The following is a 17,313-nucleotide window of genomic DNA, read 5'->3' on the forward strand; positions in this document are numbered from 1 at the left end:
CCTTTTGATTGCAGTGTTCGGACACGGGCCGTTGAACAGGCCTGGGACGGCGATGCTTCGGCAAGGCTGCGACCATTATCCATGCAAAGCGGCCAGCCCCGAAGCCCGGCAATTATAATCATGCAAACACACAGCGTAAATGACTGACAAGTCATCGATTTGCATGCCCGTCGACCATTACGAGAACTTCCCTGTCGCTTCCATCCTGATGCCGCGCCGCCTGGTGCCGGCCGTCGAAGCCATCTATGCCTTTGCCCGCGGCGCCGACGACATCGCCGACGAGGGCGAGGCCACGCCCGGAGAGCGCCTGGCGAGCCTGGCCGGATACGAAGCGGCGCTCGACGCCATCGCGCGCGGGGAAACGCCGGCGGGCCCGATGTTCGCGCGCCTGGCCGCCGCAGTGCGGCAGTTCGCCCTGCCGTTGCAGCCGCTGCGCGACCTGCTCTCGGCCTTCCGCCAGGACGTGGTCACCACGCGCTACCCGGACTACGCCAGCCTGCTCGACTATTGCCGGCGCTCGGCCGATCCGGTCGGCCACCTGATGCTGGCCCTGTACGGCGCCGTGGACGAACGCAACCTGCGCGACTCGCATGCGATCTGCACGGCTTTGCAACTGATCAATTTCTGGCAGGACGTAGCAATCGACATCGAGAAAGGCCGCATCTACCTGCCGCAGGAAGACCTGGACCGGCATGGCGTGGGCCAGCACGACCTGCGTACCGGCGCCGACACGCCGGCCTGGCGCGCCCTGATGGCCTTCGAGGTCGCACGCGCACGCAGCCTGATGCTCGGCGGCGCCCCTCTGGTGAAACGCCTGCCGGGCCGGATAGGTTGGGAACTGCGCCTGATCGTCCAGGGCGGCCTGCGCATCCTGGAACGCATCGAACGCGCCGATTACGACGTGTTCCGCCGCCGTCCGAAGCTGGGCAAGGCGGATTACCTGCTCATGGCCTGGCGCGCCGTATTCATGTAGACGCGGCATGTGAGCAAGAAAACACCGATTGGCGGCCCCTGCGCTGCGTGCTTCGGCTAAGATAGCGGATTCGCATCGCCAAATATTGCATTTTCTACATGTCTCCTGACGAATACTGCCAGCAAAAGACGGTCCAGAGCGGTTCCAGCTTCTACTACAGCTTCCTCTTCCTCGAGCCGGCGCGCCGGCGCGCGATCACGGCGCTGTACGCCTTCTGCCGCGAGGTCGACGACACCGTCGACGAGACCACCGACAGCTCGGTCGCGCGCATCAAGCTGGCCTGGTGGCGCACCGAAGTGTCGACCATGTACAAGGGCACGCCGACCCATCCGGTCACCCAGGCGCTGAAACCCCACCTGGAGACCTACCGCCTGGAAGAGCAGCACCTGCAGGCGATCATCGACGGCATGGAGATGGACCTGGACCAGAGCCGCTACCTCGACTATGCGGGCCTGAAGCGCTACTGCTGGCACGTGGCCGGCGTGGTCGGCATCCTGTCGGCCAGCATCTTCGGTTTCTCGAACCCGCAGACCCTGGCCTATGCCGAAAAACTGGGCCTGGCCTTCCAGCTCACCAACATCATCCGCGACGTCGGCGAAGACGCACGCAAGGGCCGCATCTACCTGCCGGTCAACGAGCTGCAACAGTTCGGCGTGACCGCAAGCGACCTGCTCAACTCGCGCCACAGCGAGAAGTTCGAGGCGCTGATGCGCTTCCAGACCGAGCGCGCCCAGCAGATGTACGACGAGGCGCTGCTTCTCTTGCCGAAGGAAGACCGCCGCGCCCAGCGCCCGGGCCTGATGATGGCGGCGATCTACCGCACCCTGCTCGACGAGATTGCGCGCGACAACTACCACGTCCTGAACCAGCGCATCTCGCTCACGCCCCTGCGCAAGCTCTGGCTGGCGTGGAAGACCTATGTGCGCGGCTAGGACGGACCTGCGGGTGGCCGTGGTTGGCGGCGGCTGGGCAGGCTGCGCCGCCGCGCTCGAACTGGCCGACCAGGGCGCCCGCGTCACGCTGTTCGAAGCGGCGCGCACTTTGGGCGGCCGCGCGCGGGGCGTCGAGGTCCAGGGCAAGACGCTGGACAACGGCCAGCACATCCTGCTCGGCGCCTACGACCGGACCCTCGGGCTCCTGAAACGCGTCGGCGTCGATCCGGCGTCCGCCCTGCTGCGCCTGCCGCTGCAGATGCGCTATCCGGCAGGGAGTGGCGGCATGGACTTCGCCGCCCCGCGCCTGCCCGCGCCCTGGCACATGATCGTCGCGCTGTGGCGGGCCAGGGGCCTGGCGCGCGAGGACAAGATGGCGCTCGCGCGCTTCACCAGCAGCGCGCGCTGGATGGGCTGGCGCCTGAACGACGACGTGCCCGTCAGCGTGCTGCTGGAGCGCTTCGACCAGACCCCGCGCCTGATCCGTCTCATGTGGCAGCCGCTGTGCCTGGCCGCGCTGAACACCCCGCTCGACCGTGCTTCGAGCAACGTCTTCCTGGCCGTGCTGCGCGACAGCCTGGGCGCACGCCGCGCCGCCTCCGACATGCTGATCCCCCGTCTCGAGCTGGGCGCCCTGTTCCCCCAGGCCGCCGCCCGCGCCATCGAGACCAGGGGCGGCGCCGTCCACACCGGCGCCAAGGCCGCTGCCCTGGCGCGCACGGACGGTGGCTGGGAGCTGCAGCTCGGCGGCCAGTCCGCTGGCGCAGAGCGGCAAGGCTTCGACGCCGTGGTACTGGCCACGGCGCCGAATGCGGCCAGCGCCCTGCTCGCCGGACTGCCGGACGCCGCCGAACTCGCGGCGCAGCTCGACGGCTTCGACTACGAGCCGATCTCCACCTGCTACCTGCAATACGAGGCCTCGCTGCGCCTGCCGCTGCCCTTCTGCGCCCTGGCCGACGATCCGGGCCAGGGACGCCATGGCCAGTTCGTCTTCGACCGCGGCCAGCTCGACCCGGGCCAGGCAGGCCTGCTGGCGGTCGTCGTCAGCACCGCCGGCGCCGCCGCCGCCCTCGACCAGGACGCCCTGGCCGCCCTGATCGGCGTCCAGCTGGCCCAGGCATTCGGGCAGCCGGCCCTGTCCACGCCGCTCTGGCGCCGCGTCATCACCGAGAAGCGCGCCACCTTCGCCTGCACCCCGGGTTTGACTCGTCCCGGCAACGAAACCGGCCTCCCCGGCCTGGTGCTGGCGGGCGACTACACCGCCAGCGACTACCCCGCCACCCTGGAGTCGGCGGTGCGCAGCGGCCAGGCCGCCGCGACGGCCATCCTCTCCCACGCCCGCCTGCCCCGCGAAAACGGCGGCCTGTCGCACGGCGCTGGCGCCCGCCAGGCCGGTTCCGTACAGTAGCAACATCGGAAAACCGGATCGTGGACATGGAGATGACTTACCAACTTGGATTGCGCCTGCTGGGCCTGCTGGCCCTGGTTGCCGCCAGCACGGCGGTGCTCGTCGCGCCGGAACTGATCGGCGGCCATGCCGGCGCCACCCTGCCGGCGCTCGGCTCGATGCTGTCGTTCGGCCATCCCTGAGGCGGCGGCTCGATGGGGAAACTCGAATACCTCGACGCGCTCAAGCGGGCCATGCTGGGCCTGCCGCCCGAGCTGCAGGCGAAGACCCTGGCCTGGTACGAGCAGCGCTTCGTCGACGGCGCGGCCGCCGGGCGCGGCGAAGCGGACATCGCGCGCGAACTGGACGACCCGAAGAAGGTCGCCCTGACCCTGCGCGCCAACAGCCACATGGCCGCGTTTGCCGAGCAGAAGAACCCGGCCAACCTGGTGCGCCTGTGCGCCTCGGTGCTGGGCCTGCTGGTGTTCAACCTGTTCATGGTGATTCCGGCCGCCGTGTTCGGCTCGCTGCTGGCCGCGCTCTACATCTCCGCGCTGGGTTTCTACGTGGGCGGAATCGCGATCACGGCCAGCGGCCTGTCGGGCGCCAACGAACTGGTGCTGGACGGACCGCTGCGCCACGTCAGCATCGGCGACGGCGAGCCGGAACGCGTGCGCACCCGGATCTCGATCAGCGAGACCGGCATCACGGTCGACGACGCCGATCCGCCCCCTGCCGACGAGGCGGCCGACGAAGCCAACGGCGATCCCGGTTCCGCCGACACCTCGCGCGTGGTGCGCGGCGCGGAACGCGTCGCCGGCAGCAGCGTGCGTATTTCGACCGACATGGACGAGGACTCGCGCATGACCCAGACCGTACTCGGCCTGGGCATGGTGCTGGGCGGGATCGTGCTGTTCCTGGTGTCGATCGTGGTCACGCGTTACGCCGCCCTGGGGGTGAAACGCTACGTGCAGATGAATATCTCGCTGCTGCGCAGCGCCTGAGGAGCCGCGATGCGCGCACTGATCCGAGTCGGACTCTCCCTCCTGATCCTGGCCTTCGTCCTGATCGGCCTGTCCTACACCATGCTGCGCGCCCAGGGCGTGGCTTCGCGCCCCGAGGGCCGGACGGTCACCACCGACACCCGCCCCCTCGAGCGCCGCGTTCGCGCCATCGAACTGAACGCCCCGGTCGACCTGATCGTGCGCTACGGCCCCCAGCCCGCGCTCGTGGTGCGCGGCGAACAGCGCCTGCTGCAGAACATCGAGACCAGCGCCAGCGACGACACCCTGCGCATCAGCACGCGCGGCCTGCTGCTGCGCCACCGCCAGCCGCTGGAAGTGGAAGTCACCCTGCCGATGCTCGACACCCTGAGCGTCGACGGCAGCGGCAACACCCGCGTCAACGGTTTTTCCGGCGAGCGCATCGAGGTCTCGCTGAACGGCTCGGGCAGCGTGCGCTTCAACGGCCGCTACCGGCAGGCCCGGGTCGCCCTGCACGGCAGCGGCGAACTCAGCCTGGACGCCGGCAACAGCGACAGCATCGAGGCCGAGCTGATGGGCTCCGGCGCCATGCGCCTGGCCGGCGCCACGCGCCGCTTCGAGCTCGAAGCCAGCGGCTCCGGCACTCTCGACGCCGAGCGCCTGCGCGCCGAGGAAGCGCAGCTGCACCAGACCGGCTCGGGCAACGCCACCGTCACCGTGCGCGATACCGTGTCCGCCTCGGTCAGCGGCAGCGGCGACATCGACGTGCATGGCGAGCCCTCGCAGCGCAGTGTCAGCCGGACCGGGAGCGGGACGGTGCATTTCGTCGAGTAGCCTGATCCGCGCGTGACAAAGCGCGCATTTTGCTGCGCGCGCGCTCGGCTACACTCTGCTGTCGTCCGGCCTGGTTCCAGGCCCGGAAATATCAGGAGTCGGCCAGCTCACCATGATCAAACTGCGTTCCACCATCCACTACCTCGGCTTCGCGCTCGCGGGCGCCTGCACGGCGGTCCATGCGCAGCAAGCCATGGAAACACCCGCACCCCCTTCAGGGTCTTCGATCCGGGCACTGCAGGCTGCCTGCGCACCGGATGCAGGTTCCGGCGCTTCGCTCGACCATGTACACGTGCGTGCACAGCCCGCCAGTCCTGGCGACCTGCCCTACCACGAGGCGCGCTCCAGCCTCACGGACGGACGTGTCCGGATCTACCACGACCCCGGCCTCGCCGCCGCGGCGAGCTCGAAGGCCGCCTGCCTGATGGGAATGCTGGACCTGCTGGCGGCCGTGGTGCCGGAAGCGCCCGGCGGCACCGTCTGGTCGCCCATGGTGATTACCAAGAACAACGATTACCTTCCGCCCAGGCGCGACGGCGAACTGCGCTGGCTGAACGTCTTCACTGCCAGCGGCTGGACGCCGGCCACGATCCGCTTCCTGATCGAGGTGATGCCGCACGAGGAAGTGCACCTGATCCAGAACAGCAGCGGCATCAAGCTGCCGCGCTGGTTCGCGGAGGGACAGGCTGACTGGGCCAGCCTGCAGGTGATGGCGCTGGTGCGTCCGGACCTGGCGCGCGCGGTCCATGAACGGCGCATGGATGATTCGCGCACGCTGGGCCAGGCGCGCCTTGTCGCCTGGGGCGGCCTGCGCGTCAAGCCCGAGGCGATCGAGCGCCAGTTGTCGGCCGAGGACCGCGCGCGCCGCGCGCAAGACCCATCCTATCACCCGCCGGGACCCTTCAGGTTCGGCCCGGACGACCTGGTCCAGGACAACGCGGACGAACCAGGCCGCTATGGCGCTGCGCTGGCGCTGTTCGACGGCCTGGAGCAACGGCACGGACGCGCGGCCGTGCAGGCCTGGGTGAGCGCGGTATTCGCGGGCAAGGATGCGGCAAAGATTCCGGCCCTGGCGCAGCAGATGTTTGGAGAAGACATCACGCCATTGTTGCGCTAGCAAGAATCCGACGCAGCGCGGTCAGCGCTTGTCGGCCCCCGGCCCCGCCTGGGGCGCCTGGCCGATCAGCCGCTCCAGCCGCTCGCTCGGCGAGGGCCGGATGGTCGCCGCCGACGAGCGCAGGCAGTCGAGGACCTCGGCGCGGACCGGCTCGCGCTCGACCACGTTGCAGGTCAGGGCGAGCTCGACAAGCAGGTTGCGCTCGTCCTGGGGCATGGTCTCGATCCCGGGCCAGACTACGGCGAGCTGGCTCATCGTGGATGCGGAGTGCCGGTTGAGCATGAACTTCGCGCCGACCGCGCCGAACAGCGCGAGGACGACAAGGATCACGATCAGTAGAAGAAGGCTTGGTGCTTGCTTGGACATGGTATTCCCGTGGTATTTCCAGTTGCGGCGCAAGGCCGGTCTCGATACGAACAATCAGGATTGGGCGAGCCAGCGCAGCACGCCCGCGCCAGCCGCGCGACCGCTGGCGAAGCAGGCGCTCAGCAGGTAGCCGCCGGTCGGCGCCTCCCAGTCGATCATCTCGCCGGCGACGAACACGCCAGGCAGGGACGCCAGCATGCCCTTGCCGTCGAGCGCTTCGAAGCGCACGCCGCCGGCGCTGCTGATCGCCTCATCGATGGGACGCGCATGCTTCAGGACCAGGGGCAGCGCCTTGATGGCCGCCGCCAGGCGCTCGGGGTCATTGTAGCCTGCCGCGTCCAGGCATTCGCGCAGCAGGCCCGCCTTCACGCCCTTGATGCCGAGCCGGCTCTGCAGGTGGCTCGACATCGAGCGCGAACCGCGCGGGCGCAGCACGTCGGCGCGCACCCGTTTCAGGTCGTGGTCGGGCGCGAGGTCGAGCCAGATGGTGGCTTGGCCGCGCGCCGCGACCTGGTCGCGCAGGGGCGCCGACAACGCGTACACGAGGCTGCCCTCGATGCCTGTGGCGGTCACCACGAACTGGCCCTGGCGCCGCTCGCGCTGGCCGTCGCGGCCTTCCCAGGCGATCGCCACGGTCGTCAACGGCGTACCGGCGTATTTCTCGCTGAAGTGGGCGCTCCAGTCGGTGTCGAAGCCGCAGTTCGACGGCACCAAAGGCGCGATCTCGACACCGCGCTGCGCCAGCAGCGGGACCCAGGCCCCGTCCGAACCCAGCCTGGCCCAGCTCGCGCCGCCCAGGGCCAGGATGGTGGCGCCGGCGTCGACGGCCAGCTCGCCCTCGGGCGTGGCGAACAGCAGGCTGCCCTCACGCCAGCCCTGCCAGCGGTGGCGCATGTGGAAGCGCACGCCGGATTCGCGCAGGCGGTGCAGCCAGGCGCGCAGCAGGGGCGCCGCCTTCATGTCGGTGGGAAAGACGCGGCCGGAGCTGCCGACGAAGGTGTCGATACCGAGTCCGTGGATCCAGTCGCGCACCTGCTGCGGGGTGAAATGCTGGAGCCAGCGGCCCACTTCCCCGCTGCGCGCGCCGTAGCGCGCCACGAAGGCGTCAAAGGGCTCGGAGTGCGTGATGTTCATGCCGCCCTTCCCCGCCAGCAGGAATTTACGGCCGGTCGAGGCCATGGCGTCGTAGACATCGACCGCAACGCCGCCCGCGGCCAGGACTTCGGCCGCCATCAGGCCGGCGGGGCCGCCTCCGATGATGGCGACGCGGGACGTGGTGTGGAAGGATGCGGACATGCTGGCAGGCTGGTGGAATCGAAGTGCGGCATTGTAGCCGGGATTGGGTTCTCAGGATAAATGTAAAGGGTGATTGACATCGAATTCCGGCCGGCATAGCATGTAAAGGGCACTCTACATCGCAGTTTTCAAACGGAGGCAGGGCATGCACGAGAAACGCGTCAACAAGGCCCATCGCCGCGAACGACCGAGCTTCACCTACGGCTTCCTCGAGAACGCCGGCCTGCCGCGCCTGTCGACGTTCACCGTCTGGTGCGTACTGTGCGGCGCTACCGGCCTGGTCGGGGTCGTGCGCAGGCTGGCAGGCAAATGAAGAATGCCATCCGCGAACTGCGCGCCGCGCGCGGCTGGAGCCAGGCCCACCTGGCCGAGCTGCTCGACGTGTCGCGCCAGACCGTGATCGCGATCGAGAACGGGCGCTACGATCCCAGCCTGCCGCTAGCCTTCGCCATCTCCAGACTGTTCGGGCAACCGATCGAATCCATCTTCACCCCAGACCCGGAGCCAGCATGAAAGCATCCCTGTTGTTCGCATTGATCCTCGGCGCGGCCGCGCCGGTCCTGGCGCAGCAAGCGGCCGAAGCGCAGCCGGCGCCGGCAAGCCGCTTCGCCGCCAGCATCGTCCCCGCCGAACGCTTCGAAGTCCAGGGCATGCTGGTCGAGCGCCACGGCCAGGGCGGGCGGCCGCTGATCCTGATTCCCGGCCTCGGTGGCGGCAGCTGGGTCTGGCAAGAGACACTGCGCGAGTTCGCCGGCAAGCAGGCCATCTACGTGGTCACCCTGCCCGGCTTCGACGGCCGCCCGGCGCCCGCCGGCGACCCGGTCGAAGGCGCGCGGCGCGCGCTGCTGGAGCTGATCGCCAGCCGCAAGCTCGACAAGCCGGTGCTGGTCGGGCACAGCCTGGGCGGCACCCTGGCCCTGGCCCTGGCCGAGATGCAGCCCGGCCGCATCGGCGGCGTGGTGTCCATCGACGGCCTGCCGGTCTTCCCCGGCACCGAGGACGTGCCGCTTGATCAGCGCCCGCAGGTTGCCGAGGACATGCGCGCGCGCATGGCGGCGGTCACGGGCCCGGCGTTCGCCGCGCAGCAGAAGCGGTACATGCGCTCGATCGGCGTGGTCGACATGGACAAGGGCGACGAGCTGGCGAAACTGAGCGCACGCAGCGATCCGGCCGCGATGGCCGCCTATGCGGCCGGCATCGCCACCCTCGACCTGCGCCCGCAACTGCCCGCGATCACCGCACCGGTGCTGGTGATGGCGCCGTATTTCGCCCTCGACGCGATGCAGGCCGGGGTGACCGCACCCCAGAAGGTCGCGTATTATCGTGAACTGATGCAGGGCACGCCGCGCCTGGAGGTGATCGCGATCGACAACGCGCGGCACTACGCCATGTTCGACCAGCCGCGCGCCGTCAGCGACGCCCTGCGCGCCTTCCTCAAGAACCTCTAAGGAGCAGACCATGCCCAGCACCGCCCACTGGATCGGCCAGTACCTGTTCGCCGTCGTCTCGATGTCCGCACTGCTGCTGGCGGTCGACGTACTGATGCGCGGCGAAGCCTTCGCGCGCGCCTGGCCCTCGGCCCTGGCCTGGGCGGCGATCGCCTCGGCGCTCTTCGTCGGGCGGCGCTACTACAACATGCGCAAGGGGCTCGATTGCGCAGTCTGCGAGCGTCTCGACAAGAAAAAATAAGGCCGCGCCCACGATGAAAACGGGCACGAAAAAAACAGGCATCCTGCGCGGTCTCGGGGTCGGCATCGGTATCGGGACCGCACTCGGCCTCGCGCTCGACAGCCTGGCGCTCGGCGTCGCGCTTGGTGTCGCGCTTGGCGTCGCAATCGGCACCGCCACCGGATCGCGCGCCTCCGGTCCGCGCCTGCCGGGAAGCTGACCCGTCTCGCGGGCGCAACGCCACGGCTGCGGCATTTCCCGCCGCGCCGGGGCGCTTTTCCTCCTTGATGAGCATCAGTCCCGCCCTATGGGGGTGGCTGATACTACCGAGTTATTCACCATGCATTTGTTAAGACAACAATATTCTTCTTGACAACCATGTTCATGGGAATATTCTTATACGCACGAAAGTGAACGATGCGCTCCCTCGATGGACGCACGATTCGCCCGGTACTTCGGTTTAATCATCTTGGAGGATGAGTATGTCGGAAATGTCACGGCCGTCCATGGCCCGCAGGACAGTGCTGGGCGCGATCGCGTCCAGTCCCCTCTGGATGCACAGCGCCTGGGCCGCGTCCCAGTCCATGCGCATCTCGCACCAGTTCCCCGGCGGCAGCATCACGGAAGGCGACTTCCGCGACCGCCTGTGCCGCATGTTCGCCACCGAAGTCGAAAAGCGCACGCGTGGCAGCCTGAAGTTCTCGATCTACCCGAATTCGACGCTGATGGCGCCCAATGCCCAGTTCGGCGCGCTGCGCAAGGGTGGGCTGGACCTGGCCCTGGTGCCCCTGTCCTATGCCGGCACCGAGGCGCCGGAAGCCAACATCGGACTGATGCCGGGCCTGGTCACGTCCTACCAGCAGGGCTACGCCTGGAAGAATGCCGACGTCGGCAGGGAACTGGCCCGCATCCTCGACGACCAGGGCCTGGCCGTGATCAGCTGGATCTGGCAGGCGGGCGGCGTGGCGTCGCGCGGGGCGGAACCGATCCTGCGTCCGGAACACGTGCAGGGCCTGAAGGCGCGCGGCGGTTCGCGCGAAATGGACCTGATCCTGCAGGACGCCGGCGCGTCCATCGTCAACGTGCCCTCGAACGAGATCCACAACGCGATGAAGAGCGGCGCCCTCGACGCCGCCTTCACTTCGTCGACCTCGCTGATCACCTTCCGCCTGCACGACGTGGCGCGCTCGCTGACCACCGCGCGTGGCGGCGGCTACTGGTTCATGCTCGAACCGCTGCTGATGTCGAAGACGGTATTCGCGCGTTTAACGAAGCAGCAGCAGGCCGCGATCATGCAGGTGGGCGCCGACCTCGAAAAATTCGCGCTGCGCATGGCCATGGCCGACGACCAGCAGGTCGCGGGCTACTACGCCCGCGCCGGTGCGCGCGTGGCCGACATGGATGCGGAGTCGCTCAGGAAGTGGCAGGAAGTGGCCCGCACCACGGCCTGGCGCGACTTCGGCGGCCGCAGCGACAACTGCGCGAAACTGCTGGCGCTGGCGGAAAAGCAGATCGTGGCGCTGTAATTGCGCCGGTTCCAGGCGATCGGAGCCGTTGGCGTATCCCGTAGGGTGGGCACCCGTGCCCACGCGGATTCAGCACGCCACCGGCAGCACAGGCCACAGCCCCAGGGCGCGTGAAAAGCCCGCCGTCAGCCCCCGGTCACCGGCGGGAAGAAGGCCACTTCCCCGCCCTCCTGGACCGGCGTCTCCGGCCCGCACATCACGTGGTTGAAGGCCATGCGCAGCGCGCGCCCGTGGGACAGGGCTTCACTCCAGACGCCGCCGCGCGCGATCAGGTGTTCGCGCACCTGGCCGACGGTGCGGACGGTCTCGGGCAGTTCGATGCGTTCCTGGGCGAGACCGACGGCCTCGCGCACGGACGCGAAAAATCGCAATTCGATGTGCATGGTTCTCAATGCTGGAGTTCGGCGAAGGGAATGAAGCGCACGATGTCGCCTTCGTTGATGACGCGTCCCGGCGGGTTGTCGACCAGGCCGTCGCCCCACACGGTGGAGGTGAGCACGCCCGAGCCCTGGTTGCTGAACAGCTCCAGGCCGCCACCCGCGTTCACGCGCACGCGCAGGAATTCGTTGCGGCGGTCGGCCTTGGGCAGGCTGAAGTCGGCGCGCATCTGGTAGGCGCGCGGCTCGACCGGACCGCTCACGCCCTGCAGGCGCAGCAGGAAGGGGCGCACGAACAGCAGGAAGGTGATGAAGCTCGACACCGGGTTGCCCGGCAGGCCCATGAAGAAGCACTTGCCGCCCGCCGTTTCGCTCCTGCGCACCTCGCCGAAGGCCAGCGGCTTGCCCGGCTTGACGGCGATCTGCCACATACCCAGCTGCCCTTCCGCTTCCACCGCCGGCTTGACGTGATCCTCTTCGCCCACCGAGACGCCGCCCGAGGTGATGATCAGGTCATGCGCGCGCGCCGCTTCGCGCAGGGTCGCGCGCGTGGCGTCCAGCGAGTCGGGCACGATGCCGTAGTCGGTGATCTCGCAGCCGAAGTTCTCGAGCAGGCCGCGCAGGGTGAAACGGTTCGAGTTGTAGATCGCGCCCGGGGCCAGCTTGCCCCCCGGCGCTTCGCCCGGCATCGTCAGCTCGTCGCCGGTAAAGAACACGGCCACGCGCAGGCGCCGGCGCACCGGCAGGCTGGCCAGGCCCACCGAGGCGGCCAGGCCCAGCTCCTGGCTGCGCAGGCGCGTGCCCGCCGCCAGGATGGTCGAGCCGGCGACAATGTCTTCGCCGGTGCGGCGGATCCATTCGCCCGCCTTCGGGGTGTGGCGGATGACGACGGTGTCGCCCTGGGCTTCGCACTGCTCCTGCATCACCACGGCGTCCGCGCCCGGCGGGATCATAGCGCCGGTGAAAATGCGCGCGGCGGTGCCGGGTTCGAGCGGCTCGCCGACGCTGCCGGCGGGGATGCGCTGGGCGATGCGCAGGCTGGCGCCGCCGTTGACGCAATCGGCCGTGCGCACGGCGTAGCCATCCATCTGGGTGTTGTCGGCCGACGGCACGTCGATGGTCGAGGCCTGGTCCTGGGCGAGCACGCGGCCGTTGGCTTCGATGGTTGCCACTTCTTCGATCTCTGCCACCGGCACCGCGGCGGCCAGCAGCGTATCGAGCGCCTCGCGCACGCTCAGCATGGCGCGCACGGGTTTGTCGGTCGCGGGTTGGTCTTTTGAAGCGTGGTCTTTTGATGCGGTCATGATTCTTACAGTCCGGTATGCGCGGCGATGAAGGCCTTCATCTCGTCGACGTTCGGGCGCATCAGCACGAATTTCTGGGGCAGCGCCTCGAGGTCCTCGAATCCGGCCGGGCGCGGCGCGTCCGTGCCCAGGGCTTCCAGGATGGTCTCGTTGAACTTCGCCGCCAGCGCGGTCTCGAGCACGATCATCGGCACGCCATCGTCGAGATGCTCGCGCGCGACCTTGATGCCGTCGGCGGTGTGGGTGTCGATCACGATGCCGTAGTCGTCATAGGCCATGCGGATGGTGTCGAGACGGTCGGCGTGCACCGACTTGCCCGAGACGAAGCCGAATTCGCCCACGCGCGCGAACTCGTCGCCGTCGCTGCCCGGGCCGCCCGACAGGTCGAAGCCGCCGTGGGTCTCGACCTTGCGGAACAGCGCATGGGTGCGCTCGCTGTCGCGTCCCACCAGGTCGTAGACGAAGCGCTCGAAGTTCGAGGCCTTCGAGATGTCCATCGACGGGCTGCTGGTGTGGAAGGTCTCGGCGCTCTTCCTGACGCGGTAACGGCCGGTGCGGAAGAACTCGTCGAGCACGTCGTTCTCGTTGGTTGCCACCACCAGCTTGTGGATCGGCAGGCCCATCATGCGGGCGATATGGCCGGCGCAGATGTTGCCGAAGTTCCCCGACGGGACGGTGAACGAGACCTTCTGGTCGTTGCTGGTGGTCGCCGCGAGGTAGCCGCGGAAGTAGTACACGACCTGGGCCACCACACGCGCCCAGTTGATCGAGTTGACGGTGCCGATCTTGTGGCGCGCCTTGAACGCGAGGTCGTTCGAGACCGCCTTGACCATGTCCTGGCAATCGTCGAACACGCCTTCGACGGCGATATTGAAGATGTTCGGGTCCTGCAGGCTGAACATCTGGGCGGTCTGGAAGGCGCTCATCTTGTTCGCCGGCGACAGCATGAACACACGCACGCCACGCTTGCCGCGCATCGCGTACTCGGCGGCGCTGCCGGTGTCGCCCGAGGTGGCGCCGAAGATGTTCAGCTCGTCGTTGTTCTTCGCCAGCGCATACTCGAACAGGTTGCCGAGCAGTTGCATGGCCATGTCCTTGAACGCGAGCGTCGGGCCGTTCGACAGCGCCTGCAGGACCAGCTTGCGGCCGCCCTCGTCTTCCAGCACGCGCAGCGGCGTGATGTCCGCGCTTGATTCATCCTCGCGCGCATTGCGGTAGACCTCGGGCGTGTAGGTCTTGCTGGTCAGTGCCTTCAGGTCGGCGTCCGGAATGTCGGTCGCAAACTTGCGCAAAATTTCATAGGCCAGTTCGGCGTAGGACAGCCTGCGCCAGGCGTTGAGCTCCTCGCCGCTGACGCGCGGGTATTCGGCCGGTAGAAACAAGCCGCCGTCGGGGGCCAGGCCGCCGAGCAGGATGGAGGAGAAGGATTCCGGATTACGGGAAGCGGATGCGCTCGTAGCGCGGGTAGAGACATATTGCATACGTTGATGATCCGGTTGGGCTCGCGTTGATCTCTTTATTATAGTGCGGGCCGGCCAGTTACGTATGTGCGGTCGAGATTGGCGTCGTCGGACCAAAGCGGAATCGCGTTTGCGTTTCCGGCGTCCTGGACCGTGACCGTAGGGTGGGCACCCCGTGCCCACGCGGACATCTGCGCTGTGTTGGCCGAGCTCCGGTTAAAAAAGACGCGTCCCGGCGGCGCCCCTGAAGCGCTCCGGTAACGCGTCGGTTTCGATGTCTTCCTGCGCTGCCAATGCGCCGGCATACGCGTGGGCACGGCGTGTGTTTAGCACAGGGACATAGGTAACACCTGTCTAGAGACATGGGTAACACTGCGTGGTGCTATTTTAGCTGCTGGCGAGGTCGATCTGTGCAACCTGTTGGTGGCAGAAGATGACGTTGAAGACGCCGTCCTGGTCCGCCGCTCGGATCGCTACAGGTTCTTGGTACAAGCCTTCACCGACGAAGTAACTCCGGCCCTTAAAATTGATCTGGCCATGCCGCTGCACGGTGCGCACGATATCGCCGTCGTCATATTCGATCGGCGGGAGGTGGGAAGGAAAACTGCGCGCACTGGGCTGGTAGCGGGTGGCGGGAGCTTGCTGTCCCAGTGCCTCGTGGGGACGGATCAGGTTGTACTGGTCACGCCAGGCATCGAAAGCGTCCTGGCACGCGGCGAGCGAGCCGAAACCGTATCGCTCCAGCAGTTCTCGTTTGAGCGTGCGGTGAAACCGCTCGTCCTTGCCTTGCGTTTGCGGATGGTGCGGACTGCTATGGCTGACGCGGATACCCAGGCGTATCAGCCACACCTCCAGCCGCGAGATGGTTTTATGCCCGGCTGTTCCCCAAGGCGCACCGTTGTCGCAGGTAATGCGCTGAGGCAGCCCATATTTTTGAAACGTCTTTGTGAGCACAGCCTTTGCCTGCGGGCCGTCTTCGCCGGAGCATGCAGCCAGACACAGCGAAAAGCGGGAGTGATCATCAAGTACTGTCAATGGATGGCAGCGGCCGGCCGCTGCATTGGTCAGGGCAAAATGGCCTTTGAAATCCATCTGCCACAAGCTGTTCGGTTCCTCGTGTTCGAAGCGTCCCTTGGCAGACTTGGTCTGGCCGACATGAGGCACCAGCTGGCGCCCATGTCGCCTCAAAATGGCAGCAATGGTGTTCGGATGCGGTTTGCCCACGGCCTCGGGTAGCAGTGCTTTGAGCTTGCGGGCACCCCAGCACGGATACTTGTCGTGCAGGTTCAATACTGCCGCCTCCAACTCGGCACCGCATCGCTTGGGCGACGACAGAGGACGGCGTGAGCGCTCTTGCAGCCCTTCCGGGCCGTGCTTCCGATACAAATCGAGCCACTTGTAGCCAGTCTTTCGGCTTACGCCGAAAGACTGGCAAAGCGCTGTCATGTTGCTGTCAGACGCACCCGCCAGCATGGCAAATTCAAGACGCGAGGACATACGGGAACTTTCCTTCCAAGGCATTGCACGCTCCACTTGTTAGCTGTGCAATGATCATAAAAGGTGTTACCTATGTCTCTAGACAAGTGTTACCTATGTCTCTGTGCTGAACAGCGTGCCCACCCTACGGTCGGGGCCGCGTTCCGCAAGTCCTTTAGCGGATCACGGCGTGCAGGCCTGCGCTCAGCAAGCCGCGTGATTCACGGTCACCACGTGCACCGCCAGCCCGCCCAGCGAGGTCTCCTTGTACTTCGCCTGCATGTCCGCCCCGGTCTGGCGCATGGTCTCGATTACGTTGTCGAGGCTGACGAAGTGCGTGCCGTCGCCCTTCATGGCCAGCGAGGCCGCCGTGATCGCCTTGATCGCGCCCATGCCGTTGCGCTCGATGCAGGGAATCTGCACCAGGCCGCCGATCGGGTCGCAGGTCATGCCCAGGTGGTGCTCGATGCCGATTTCGGCCGCGTTCTCGATGCGCTCGTTGGAGCCGCCGAGGGCCGCCACCAGGCCGGCCGCGGCCATGGCGCAGGCCACGCCGACTTCGCCCTGGCAGCCGATCTCGGCGCCCGAGATCGACGCGTTCTTCTTGCACAGCATGCCGATCGCGGCGGAGGTCAACAGGAAGTCACGGATGCCTTTCACCGGGTCGCTCGGGCGGCAGTCCTCGGCGTAGTAGCGCAGCACCGCCGGGATGATGCCGGCCGCGCCGTTCGTCGGGGCGGTGACCACGCGGCCGCCGGCGGCGTTCTCTTCGTTGACCGCCATCGCGTACAGGGTCACGTGGTGAGTGGCGTCGTGCGGCAGTTCGTTGACGCGCTTGCCCTCCGTGCAGTGGGCCTGCTTCCACAGGCTTGCCGCGCGGCGCTTGACGTTCAGGCCGCCCGGCAACTGGCCTTCGGTGACCAGGCCGTGGGCAATGCAGTCGCGCATCGTGGTCCAGATGCGGTCCAGGCCGGCGTCGAGCTCGGCTTCGCTCATGCGCACCAGTTCGTTCGCGCGCAGCATGTGCGGAATCGCCAGGCCGTGCCTGCGGCCCTGCTCCAGCAGTTCGCTCATGGTATCGAAGGGGAACGGCACCTCGAGCTTCGGCGCCTCGGCGGCACGCGTCTGCGCTTCGCCGGCCGCGGTGATGAAGCCGCCGCCGACCGAGTAATAGATGCGCTCGATGACGCTGCCGTCATGCAGCTGCAGCACGAAGCGCATGCCGTTCGGGTGCTCGGGCAGGGTCGAGGACTTGTGCCAGACCAGGCCGGTGCGCGCCGAGAACGGCACTTCCTTCGTGCCGAGCAGGCGCAGCACGCCATCGAGCTCGGCGTCGGCGAGCTTGTCCTCGACGCTGTCGGGGTCGATGTCCTGCGGCGTCTCGCCCATCAGGCCGAGAATCACCGCCTTGTCGGTCGCGTGGCCGACGCCGGTCAGCGCCAGCGAACCGTAGAGGTGGGCCTCGACGCCGACGGCCTCGTCAAGGCTGCCGCATTCGAGCAGGAAGCGGCGCGCCGCCACCATCGGGCCCACCGTGTGGGAGCTCGATGGGCCGATACCGATCTTGAAAAGATCGAAAACGCTCATGTCCATCTGTCTTGTCTCGCTGTACGT

At 67.5% G+C, this 17,313-nt stretch carries 20 protein-coding genes; 13 read left to right on the plus strand and 7 right to left on the minus strand.

Annotated elements, in window-relative coordinates; all coding sequences use genetic code 11:
• Positions 1-163 precede the first annotated feature (163 nt).
• The 7 genes from hpnC to ACSUZJ_RS14400 all read left to right on the plus strand — a co-directional run bounded on the left by hpnC (position 164) and on the right by ACSUZJ_RS14400 (position 6,226).
• The gene (hpnC, locus tag ACSUZJ_RS14370; protein WP_499409208.1) at positions 164-973 is read left to right on the plus strand and encodes a squalene synthase HpnC; all 810 of its coding nucleotides are present in this window, start codon (positions 164-166) and stop codon (positions 971-973) included.
• Between the two features lie 98 nt (positions 974-1,071).
• A complete protein-coding gene (hpnD, locus tag ACSUZJ_RS14375; RefSeq protein ID WP_499409210.1) occupies positions 1,072-1,905 on the plus strand; it encodes a presqualene diphosphate synthase HpnD in 834 nt (277 codons plus the stop codon).
• A complete protein-coding gene (gene hpnE / locus ACSUZJ_RS14380) occupies positions 1,892-3,313 on the plus strand; it encodes a hydroxysqualene dehydroxylase HpnE (protein WP_499409212.1) in 1,422 nt (473 codons plus the stop codon). Before hpnD ends, hpnE begins: the two co-directional genes overlap by 14 nt.
• A 32-nt stretch (positions 3,314-3,345) precedes the next feature.
• Positions 3,346-3,495, plus strand: a complete 150-nt coding sequence (locus tag ACSUZJ_RS14385; protein ID WP_499409214.1) for a hypothetical protein — start codon at positions 3,346-3,348, stop codon at positions 3,493-3,495.
• A 12-nt stretch (positions 3,496-3,507) separates the two neighbouring features.
• Complete coding sequence (locus ACSUZJ_RS14390) at positions 3,508-4,296, plus strand: DUF1700 domain-containing protein (protein ID WP_499409216.1); 789 nt, start codon at positions 3,508-3,510, stop codon at positions 4,294-4,296.
• 9 nt (positions 4,297-4,305) lie between these two features.
• Positions 4,306-5,109 carry a head GIN domain-containing protein gene (locus ACSUZJ_RS14395; RefSeq protein ID WP_499409218.1) on the plus strand — a complete coding sequence of 268 codons (804 nt, stop codon included), beginning with the start codon at positions 4,306-4,308 and terminating at the stop codon, positions 5,107-5,109.
• A 112-nt stretch (positions 5,110-5,221) separates the two neighbouring features.
• Entirely contained in the window at positions 5,222-6,226 is a 1,005-nt protein-coding gene (locus ACSUZJ_RS14400) for a hypothetical protein (RefSeq protein WP_499409220.1), read from the plus strand.
• A 21-nt stretch (positions 6,227-6,247) separates the two neighbouring features.
• Here ACSUZJ_RS14400 and ACSUZJ_RS14405 read toward each other — a convergent pair whose 3' ends face one another.
• On the minus strand, positions 6,248-6,646 hold the full coding sequence (locus ACSUZJ_RS14405; RefSeq protein WP_499409222.1) for a hypothetical protein: 399 nt from the start codon (positions 6,644-6,646) through the stop codon (positions 6,248-6,250).
• Positions 6,647-7,888 carry a TIGR03862 family flavoprotein gene (locus ACSUZJ_RS14410; RefSeq protein WP_499409224.1) on the minus strand — a complete coding sequence of 414 codons (1,242 nt, stop codon included), beginning with the start codon at positions 7,886-7,888 and terminating at the stop codon, positions 6,647-6,649.
• Positions 7,889-8,033: 145 nt separating this feature from the next.
• Here ACSUZJ_RS14410 and ACSUZJ_RS14415 point away from each other — a divergent pair, with 145 nt between their 5' ends.
• From ACSUZJ_RS14415 to dctP, 6 genes are all read left to right on the plus strand, one after another.
• The gene (locus tag ACSUZJ_RS14415; protein ID WP_499409226.1) at positions 8,034-8,201 is read left to right on the plus strand and encodes a hypothetical protein; all 168 of its coding nucleotides are present in this window, start codon (positions 8,034-8,036) and stop codon (positions 8,199-8,201) included.
• Positions 8,198-8,401, plus strand: a complete 204-nt coding sequence (locus ACSUZJ_RS14420) for a helix-turn-helix transcriptional regulator (protein ID WP_499409228.1) — start codon at positions 8,198-8,200, stop codon at positions 8,399-8,401. The genes ACSUZJ_RS14415 and ACSUZJ_RS14420 overlap by 4 nt, the downstream gene beginning before the upstream one ends.
• Positions 8,398-9,336 carry an alpha/beta fold hydrolase gene (locus tag ACSUZJ_RS14425; protein WP_499409230.1) on the plus strand — a complete coding sequence of 313 codons (939 nt, stop codon included), beginning with the start codon at positions 8,398-8,400 and terminating at the stop codon, positions 9,334-9,336. Before ACSUZJ_RS14420 ends, ACSUZJ_RS14425 begins: the two co-directional genes overlap by 4 nt.
• Positions 9,337-9,346: 10 nt before the next feature.
• The gene (locus ACSUZJ_RS14430; protein ID WP_499409232.1) at positions 9,347-9,577 is read left to right on the plus strand and encodes a hypothetical protein; all 231 of its coding nucleotides are present in this window, start codon (positions 9,347-9,349) and stop codon (positions 9,575-9,577) included.
• A gap of 13 nt (positions 9,578-9,590) precedes the next feature.
• Positions 9,591-9,776: a glycine zipper domain-containing protein gene (locus ACSUZJ_RS14435; RefSeq protein WP_499409234.1), complete on the plus strand. Its 186-nt coding sequence runs from the start codon at positions 9,591-9,593 to the stop codon at positions 9,774-9,776.
• Between the two features lie 286 nt (positions 9,777-10,062).
• Positions 10,063-11,082, plus strand: a complete 1,020-nt coding sequence (dctP, locus tag ACSUZJ_RS14440; RefSeq protein WP_499409236.1) for a TRAP transporter substrate-binding protein DctP — start codon at positions 10,063-10,065, stop codon at positions 11,080-11,082.
• A gap of 125 nt (positions 11,083-11,207) precedes the next feature.
• Here the strand turns inward: dctP and moaD are convergent, their stop codons facing one another.
• The 5 genes from moaD to ACSUZJ_RS14465 form a co-directional block, all read right to left on the minus strand.
• On the minus strand, positions 11,208-11,465 hold the full coding sequence (gene moaD / locus ACSUZJ_RS14445) for a molybdopterin converting factor subunit 1 (RefSeq protein ID WP_499409238.1): 258 nt from the start codon (positions 11,463-11,465) through the stop codon (positions 11,208-11,210).
• Between the two features lie 5 nt (positions 11,466-11,470).
• Positions 11,471-12,700 carry a molybdopterin molybdotransferase MoeA gene (locus tag ACSUZJ_RS14450; protein WP_499416544.1) on the minus strand — a complete coding sequence of 410 codons (1,230 nt, stop codon included), beginning with the start codon at positions 12,698-12,700 and terminating at the stop codon, positions 11,471-11,473.
• A 68-nt stretch (positions 12,701-12,768) separates the two neighbouring features.
• Positions 12,769-14,244, minus strand: coding sequence for a threonine synthase (gene thrC, locus ACSUZJ_RS14455; RefSeq protein WP_499409240.1), 1,476 nt, complete (start codon positions 14,242-14,244; stop codon positions 12,769-12,771).
• 366 nt (positions 14,245-14,610) lie between these two features.
• Positions 14,611-15,744 (minus strand): IS481 family transposase, encoded by a 1,134-nt coding sequence (locus ACSUZJ_RS14460; protein ID WP_499409242.1) that lies wholly within the window; start codon positions 15,742-15,744, stop codon positions 14,611-14,613.
• A 159-nt stretch (positions 15,745-15,903) separates the two neighbouring features.
• On the minus strand, positions 15,904-17,292 hold the full coding sequence (locus ACSUZJ_RS14465) for an L-serine ammonia-lyase (RefSeq protein ID WP_499409244.1): 1,389 nt from the start codon (positions 17,290-17,292) through the stop codon (positions 15,904-15,906).
• Positions 17,293-17,313 lie beyond the last annotated feature (21 nt).

This window comes from Telluria sp. B2 (assembly GCF_051789535.1).
In the GTDB taxonomy this organism is placed as follows: domain Bacteria; phylum Pseudomonadota; class Gammaproteobacteria; order Burkholderiales; family Burkholderiaceae_D; genus Telluria.

Excerpts from the sequence above, each read along its gene's own strand:
- ACSUZJ_RS14430 (WP_499409232.1), top strand. The coding sequence starts at position 9,347 with ATGCCCAGCACCGCCCACTGGATCGGCCAGTACCTGTTCGCCGTCGTC.
- ACSUZJ_RS14410 (WP_499409224.1), bottom strand. The coding sequence starts at position 7,888 with ATGTCCGCATCCTTCCACACCACGTCCCGCGTCGCCATCATCGGAGGC.
- dctP (WP_499409236.1), top strand. The coding sequence starts at position 10,063 with ATGGCCCGCAGGACAGTGCTGGGCGCGATCGCGTCCAGTCCCCTCTGG.
- ACSUZJ_RS14460 (WP_499409242.1), bottom strand. The coding sequence starts at position 15,744 with ATGCCTTGGAAGGAAAGTTCCCGTATGTCCTCGCGTCTTGAATTTGCC.
- ACSUZJ_RS14390 (WP_499409216.1), top strand. The coding sequence starts at position 3,508 with ATGGGGAAACTCGAATACCTCGACGCGCTCAAGCGGGCCATGCTGGGC.
- ACSUZJ_RS14450 (WP_499416544.1), bottom strand. The coding sequence starts at position 12,700 with ATGCTGAGCGTGCGCGAGGCGCTCGATACGCTGCTGGCCGCCGCGGTG.
- ACSUZJ_RS14425 (WP_499409230.1), top strand. The coding sequence starts at position 8,398 with ATGAAAGCATCCCTGTTGTTCGCATTGATCCTCGGCGCGGCCGCGCCG.
- hpnC (WP_499409208.1), top strand. The coding sequence starts at position 164 with ATGCCCGTCGACCATTACGAGAACTTCCCTGTCGCTTCCATCCTGATG.
- ACSUZJ_RS14465 (WP_499409244.1), bottom strand. The coding sequence starts at position 17,292 with ATGGACATGAGCGTTTTCGATCTTTTCAAGATCGGTATCGGCCCATCG.
- ACSUZJ_RS14385 (WP_499409214.1), top strand. The coding sequence starts at position 3,346 with ATGACTTACCAACTTGGATTGCGCCTGCTGGGCCTGCTGGCCCTGGTT.
- ACSUZJ_RS14400 (WP_499409220.1), top strand. The coding sequence starts at position 5,222 with ATGATCAAACTGCGTTCCACCATCCACTACCTCGGCTTCGCGCTCGCG.
- ACSUZJ_RS14395 (WP_499409218.1), top strand. The coding sequence starts at position 4,306 with ATGCGCGCACTGATCCGAGTCGGACTCTCCCTCCTGATCCTGGCCTTC.
- ACSUZJ_RS14415 (WP_499409226.1), top strand. The coding sequence starts at position 8,034 with ATGCACGAGAAACGCGTCAACAAGGCCCATCGCCGCGAACGACCGAGC.
- ACSUZJ_RS14420 (WP_499409228.1), top strand. The coding sequence starts at position 8,198 with ATGAAGAATGCCATCCGCGAACTGCGCGCCGCGCGCGGCTGGAGCCAG.
- hpnE (WP_499409212.1), top strand. The coding sequence starts at position 1,892 with ATGTGCGCGGCTAGGACGGACCTGCGGGTGGCCGTGGTTGGCGGCGGC.
- ACSUZJ_RS14435 (WP_499409234.1), top strand. The coding sequence starts at position 9,591 with ATGAAAACGGGCACGAAAAAAACAGGCATCCTGCGCGGTCTCGGGGTC.
- thrC (WP_499409240.1), bottom strand. The coding sequence starts at position 14,244 with ATGCAATATGTCTCTACCCGCGCTACGAGCGCATCCGCTTCCCGTAAT.
- moaD (WP_499409238.1), bottom strand. The coding sequence starts at position 11,465 with ATGCACATCGAATTGCGATTTTTCGCGTCCGTGCGCGAGGCCGTCGGT.
- hpnD (WP_499409210.1), top strand. The coding sequence starts at position 1,072 with ATGTCTCCTGACGAATACTGCCAGCAAAAGACGGTCCAGAGCGGTTCC.